This is a genomic window from Gemmatimonadales bacterium (assembly GCA_036265815.1).
In the GTDB taxonomy this organism is placed as follows: Bacteria; Gemmatimonadota; Gemmatimonadetes; order Gemmatimonadales; family GWC2-71-9; genus CAVVWJ01.
In genome coordinates this window covers 1-1,602 of record DATAOI010000043.1, presented here as the reverse complement: position 1 = coordinate 1,602, position 1,602 = coordinate 1, and the positions used below count along the sequence as shown (strand labels likewise).

Here is a 1,602-nt window from a genome sequence, read left to right as displayed (position 1 = left end):
GCCGGACTCAAGGGGTCGTCGCAACACCGGGTTGTCGGTGACGCAGCGTAGCCGCGACTGGAGGTTCAGGAGAACAGGCGCGTGGCGGTCGTCGCGGAGGCTCGCCCGGAGGGCGGGCCGCAGCGGCGATCGCCACGCGCTCGGCCGCGCTCCGGGGCCGCGACGGTGCGGTCGTGTCGATCAGGCGGCGACGGCGGCGAGGTGCTCGTCAAGGATTTCGGCCGGGGTGCGCCATCCGAGCGTCTTGCGCGGCCGGCTGTTGAGTGCGTCGGCGACGGCGGCGAGATCGCCGGGGCTGTGGCGGGCGAGGTCGGTGCCCTTGGGGAAGTACTGCCTGAGCAGCCCGTTGGTGTTCTCGTTGGTGCCGCGCTGCCAGGGGCTTTGCGGGTCGCAGAAGTACACCTGCAACCCGGTGTCGATCCGAAGGCGGGCGTGCTGGGCCAGCTCGGCGCCTTGGTCCCAGGTCAGCGACCGGCGCAGGTGCTCGGGCAGGCCGCCGAGCTGCGCGGTGATCGCGTCGCGGACGGCCTCGGCGCCAGCGCCGGTGACCGCCGGCCCGTTCTTGACGCGCGGGCCTCGGTCGGGCAGCGCCGGTAGGTGCAGCAGCATCGTGAAACGGCTGCTCCGCTCGACGAGGGTGCCGATCGCCGAGCGGCCGGTCCCGATGAGTAAGTCGCCCTCCCAGTGCCCCGGGACGGCGCGGTCGGCGACCTCGGCGGGCCGCTGGCTGATCATCACCTCCTTGCTGATGAAGCCCCTGCCGCGCTCGCCGACCCGGGCCCGCGGGACGCGCAAAGCGCGGCCGGTGCGCAGGCACGCGGTCAGCTCGCGAGCCAGCGCGCCGCGGCCCTGCACGAACAACGACTGATAGATCGCCTCGTGGGAGATCCGCATGTCCGGATCATCGGGGAACTCGACGCGCAGCCGGGCCGAGATCTGCTCCGGGCTCCACGCCTGCGCCCACCGCCGGTCCTGGCGGCGCGGCCTGTTGCGGCCCTTCCACGGCTTGACCGCCGGGCCCGCCACGGCGGTCCCGTCGGGGCGGCGGACGTGGCCGGCCAGGCGTTCCTGCACGTACTCGCGCAGAACCACGTTGGCGGCGAGCTTGGCGGTCTTGGGCCGGCGCGCGACCAGCTCGGCCTTCCACTGCGCCACCGACGCCCGATACTCCAGCTTGCCGCCCCTGGTCGCCGCGTTGCGCCGCAGCTCCCTGGAGATCGTCGACGGCGACCGGCCGATCTCCCGCGCGATCGCGCGCACGCCCTTGCCCTCGGCGCGCAGCAGTGCGATCTCCTCGCGCTCGGCAAAGCACAAGTACCGGCACGTGTCGGGATCGCGCAGCAGCGTTGCCATCCCGCCACGCTCACGAAACCATCGGACGCCAGCCGCCGAGGAGACCCCGACCGCCGCGGCGGCGTCTTCGGTGCTGAGTCCCTTGGCGATCTCACGCCAGAACCACAGCTCGACCTCGCGTCGATGCGACGGCTTGCCCGGCGACTTCATCGCCGAGCGGCCCGTCAACTCCTGCATCCAGCCAGCAGGCCGGCCCATCGTCACCTCGATTCATCGAGGTGTTGCGACGATCGCGTGAATCCGCCCAGT

At 72.6% G+C, this 1,602-nt stretch carries 1 protein-coding gene; it reads right to left on the bottom strand.

Features of this window, described 5'->3' with window-relative positions; translation table 11 throughout:
* Positions 1-180: 180 nt before the first annotated feature.
* Positions 181-1,530 (bottom strand): IS30 family transposase, encoded by a 1,350-nt coding sequence (locus VHR41_08190; GenBank protein ID HEX3234163.1) that lies wholly within the window; start codon positions 1,528-1,530, stop codon positions 181-183.
* Positions 1,531-1,602 lie beyond the last annotated feature (72 nt).